Raw genomic sequence first — 3999 nt, 5'->3', positions numbered from 1 at the left:
GTCTGACGATCAGAGCGGCACGAGCCGTGTAACGGGAGACTGTTACGCACGGTTCTGTGAGGGCCGGGGGGTGAGATTCCCCCCGGCTACTCGGCAGGTGTGTGGCCGTCGCTCGGTAGGCATGCTCGGGCCGTCGTGTCGGTGCGGGGCGTGGTCGGAGGTGGCGGATGCCGTCGGTGCTGGGAGTGCTGGAGCGGCGCGAGCGGGTGGCGCTGGCGCGGGTGGGGGAGCTGAGGGCCGAGCTGGAACGGCTTCAAGCCGCTGTCGCGGAGGCGGAGGAAGCCGCGCGGCGCGCGGTCATCGCTCGTGAGGAGACGGTGGAGGCTCTGGCCGAGGCGGCCGATGAGGCTGCGGTGTCCGGGGCGCCGGCGGTAGCGGTGCCGGTCGCGGTCGGCGTCGGTCTGCGGGTCGAAGTGCCGCTGTGGCGCGAGGGGTTGGGGGCTGAGGTGCTCCCGCCCGAGTGCGCGCGGATCGTGGCCCTGGTCGAGCGGGACGCGGCAGGTGGCGGGGATGGGGTGCGGGCTCGGGCGATGCGGGAGGATCTGGGCTGGCCGGCCAGTGACGCGAGGGAGCAGGCGGCGCGGTTTCGGGCGAAGCGGTTGGTGGCGCGGGGCTGGTTGAGCGAGGGGCGGCCGGGGCTGTTCAGGCCGCGGACGGCTTGACGCGGCGGGGTGCCGGTCTGCCGGAGCGGGCCAGGCGGCGGGTGGCCGGGATGCTCGCGGCCCACCAGGCCATCGCCTCGGCGCTGTCGATGCGGGTCTCGTAGTCCCGGGCCAGGCGCCGGGCCCGGATCAGGTGGGAGAAACTGCGCTCCACGACCCAGCGGCGCGCAAGGACCACGAACCCGGTGGCGTCGTCGCTGCGCTTGACGATGGTCAGGGCGAGGGCCAGGACGGCGTGGGCGAAGGTGACCAGCCAACCGGTGTAGCCGCCGTCGGCCCAGACCAGGGCGATGCGGTGGTGTTCGGCGCGCAGTTGTTCCAGGAGGTCGCGGCCGGCGTCGTTGTCCTTGACCGAGGCGGCGGTGACCATCACGGTCAGCAGGAGGCCCAGGGTGTCCACGGCGATGTGCCGCTTCCTCCCGTTGATCTTCTTCCCGGCGTCGTAGCCGCGGGTGGCCGCGCCGACGGTGGCGTCTGCCTTGACCGACTGCGAGTCGATGATCGCGGCCGTGGGCTCGGGCTTCTTCCCGGCCAGCGCGCGCAGCATCGTGCGCAGCCGGCCGTAGAGCTCCTTGATGAAGTCGTTGTCGCGCCAGCGGCGGAAGAACCGGTACACGGCCCGCCACTTGGGGAAGTCGGTGGGCAGGCTGGCCCAGCGCACGCCCTCGGTGACCAGGTAGCGCACGGCGTCGATCAGCTGGCGGTGGCAGTAGCCCTCCGGGCGGCCGCCGCGTCCGTTCAGCCAGGACGGGACCGGCAGCAGCGGCCGCACGATCGTCCACTGCGCGTCGGTCAGGTCGGAGCCGTAGCGGCGGGTCCGGTCGGGCTGGTCGGCGGCGTTCCCGAGCCGGTGTGCGAGGCAATCGCACGACATGCCGGAGCTGGACACGGACGGAGCAAGCACGCCACAGTGGGACACGAGGGCCTCCTGGTTGTTCGTTGACTCGACATCACCGAACTGTGCAGGAGGCCCTTCTTCCATGCGCCGACTGCGGAGCGATCACCCGAACGAGGCTGATGCGCGCGGAAGTTCGAGCAGCAGCCGTGTCCATCGGTTTGGGAATCGCTTCTCAAGCTCCGCGCCAGGTGCGAGGCAACCGTCTCCTACACCGCACACGCCCACGGCCCGCGCCACTGCCACCACCATGGGTCCGGCGAAGAACGCACGTACAGCACCCGCTTACCGCCCTCGGCAGCGGCGCCTGGTCGAGTTGGAGGAGCCGAGCGGCGGCGCGCTGACCGGCGGTGAGTGCGGGGGAGGTGGGGATCAGTGAGGTAAGGCCGCGGGGGAGCTGACTGGTCATCGGACTATTCTCCCGGCTCCGGCGCGGCCATCCCATCACGTCCGAGACGGCCGTCTCTGGCAGCGCCAGGTGCTGTCGGTCGGTGGTGAAGTCCCAGTGGCGGCCGGTGAAGCGTCGGCCCAGGACTGTGGTGCCTCCGCTCTACACCTTCAGGCTGCTCCACATCGCTGCCTCCAGGCCCGTTCCGGCATGCCAGTGCCTCGAGGGCATGCCACGGTTGACGGGTGACCAGCATTGCCGAAGCTATCGCCAACGTGCCTGGCCCGCCGTTCGTGCCCGCGCGATATCCGTACGAGTACGCCCTCGACCTCGCCCTCGACCACGACATCGTCCCAGCCGAGTACGTAGACGAAGCCCACCGCCAGGTGCGCAGCGAGCTACGCCCGGGAATCAAGCGGGGCCCGGACCGGCGTGCCGTACTGCGCCGGGCAATCGTGCGCTGGTGTCATGCGAACGGCGAGCAGCTCGAAGAGGTCTTCGTGCTGATGGCGGGCCGCTACCTGGAGCTGCACTCGATCGACGGTCCCCGCGGCCTCGGCACGGCGCGCCCGAGGCCCACGCTGACGAGATGACCGCGCGGCGACAGCGCGGGCGCGGCCTCCGATCTACCGCTGACCAGTGTGAACGTCGGCAAGGTGAGCGCCATTTGCACATATGGGAACATGCGTTCGAAAATTGGCGTATGACCGCCGAAGTCCCGTTCTCCCGTCCCCGCCGGCATCCCCCGGTACCGGGGGATGCGGAGCGTGCCCCGCGCGAGCTGATGACTCTGCCGGGCATGTCCCAGGACGTACGGGACTGGAAGCTGGTGTGGATCCGCATCGCAGGTGGGTGTGGACGGTCACGTAATTCCCCATGGGCCATGGTCACGTAATTCCCCAGGTCCTCGGACCTTGCGTCCGTATCCTGTGATTCCGATGCCGCCCTTCGGCCGGCACTCGGGTTCGTCGGCGCCGAGGAAGGATGAGACTACTGTGACCGGTCTTGAGGCCACTCGCGCCGCGTTGCGCGAGCTGGAGGGACGGCCGTTCACGGCCATCGGCCGGGCCGCGACGCTTGTCTGGCTCACGTTCGGTGACGACGTGCCATGGGTGGACCACCGCGGCGAGCACACAGTCCGCCCGGAGATGTCGCTGCACTTGCAGTGCCGCTGGCGGCTGCTCAACGGCGTCTCCACGATGGTCCAAGAGGGCGATCTCTATGTTCCGGGCGTGCGGGCCGGAGCCGGATTCGAGGCCGGGGGCGACATCGGGACGAGCCGGTTCGACGACCGCGTCAAAACCGTCACGCAGCTCATCGCAGCAGATGCTCCCGTCGTCGACCACGTGCGCATCGGCGACGAGTTCGACCTTCAGCTGATGCTCTCGTCCGGCATGTCCTTGGAGGTGTTCCCGGCAGGGCGCCCGGAGTGGGAAGACTGGCGGTTCCTCAGCTCAGGCGAAGAGCGTCCGCACTATGTGGTGGAGAACGGCTCGGTGTTCAAGGCGTGAGCTCGCCGCGCGCTCGCGGGCCCCGTCGCCGGGACCCGCGATGGCCAACGTGAACTACTTGGTCAGGACCTTCTCATCCTTCGTGGCAGATCCCCTCGGGCGCTTGTTGGGGCCGTTCATGATGACCTGGTGGCTGGTGTTGATCAGCCGGTCCAGGAGCGACTCGGCGACGACGGGGTTGGGGAAGAGCGGATACCAGTCGCTGGGAGCCCGATTGCTGGTGATGATCAGCGAGCGTCCCTGCCGCTCGGAGACCAGCTCGTAGAGGTCGTCGGCCTGGGCCGCGCTCATCTGCCGCATGGCGAAATCGTCCAGGATGAGGACGTCGGGTCGGATCAGCTCTCGCATCCGCTTGTCCCAGGTGCGGTCCGCGTGGCCGCCGGCGAGCTCGGCCAGGACCCGGCTGGTCTTCGTGAAGCGGACGTTCGCGCCCTGGCGAACGGCGAGGCCCTCTCTGACAGTCTCGACTGAGACGCCCGGAATGTCGGGTTAGTCTGGATGGGCGAGACAGGAGATCCCTTCAGCATGGCCAGCACCACCAAT

The 3999-nt window shown here is 69.4% G+C and carries 4 protein-coding genes and 1 pseudogene; 3 read left to right on the top strand and 2 right to left on the bottom strand.

All coding sequences use genetic code 11. The features are described from left to right. Positions 1-167: 167 nt before the first annotated feature. Positions 168-662, top strand: coding sequence for a hypothetical protein (locus ACZ5ON_RS35820; RefSeq protein ID WP_465601755.1), 495 nt, complete (start codon positions 168-170; stop codon positions 660-662). Here ACZ5ON_RS35820 and ACZ5ON_RS35815 read toward each other — a convergent pair. Then, positions 643-1536 carry an IS5 family transposase gene (locus tag ACZ5ON_RS35815; protein ID WP_465601752.1) on the bottom strand — a complete coding sequence of 298 codons (894 nt, stop codon included), beginning with the start codon at positions 1534-1536 and terminating at the stop codon, positions 643-645. The genes ACZ5ON_RS35820 and ACZ5ON_RS35815 overlap by 20 nt on opposite strands. A gap of 654 nt (positions 1537-2190) precedes the next feature. Between ACZ5ON_RS35815 and ACZ5ON_RS35810 the strand changes: the two genes are divergently transcribed. Together ACZ5ON_RS35810 and ACZ5ON_RS35805 are read left to right on the top strand one after the other, a co-directional pair. Next, entirely contained in the window at positions 2191-2538 is a 348-nt protein-coding gene (locus tag ACZ5ON_RS35810; protein ID WP_465601750.1) for a hypothetical protein, read from the top strand. Positions 2539-2940: 402 nt separating this feature from the next. After that, positions 2941-3456: a hypothetical protein gene (locus ACZ5ON_RS35805; RefSeq protein WP_465601747.1), complete on the top strand. Its 516-nt coding sequence runs from the start codon at positions 2941-2943 to the stop codon at positions 3454-3456. 54 nt (positions 3457-3510) lie between these two features. On the opposite strand, the pseudogene ACZ5ON_RS35800 reads toward ACZ5ON_RS35805, so the two are convergent. Continuing rightward, positions 3511-3900, bottom strand: a pseudogene (locus ACZ5ON_RS35800) (ATP-binding protein); the annotation flags it as partial. Positions 3901-3999 lie beyond the last annotated feature (99 nt).

It is taken from the genome of Kitasatospora sp. NPDC032150 (assembly GCF_055579945.1).
Note: the sequence above shows the minus strand (reverse complement) of the source record. Positions and strands in the feature narration are given on the sequence as shown.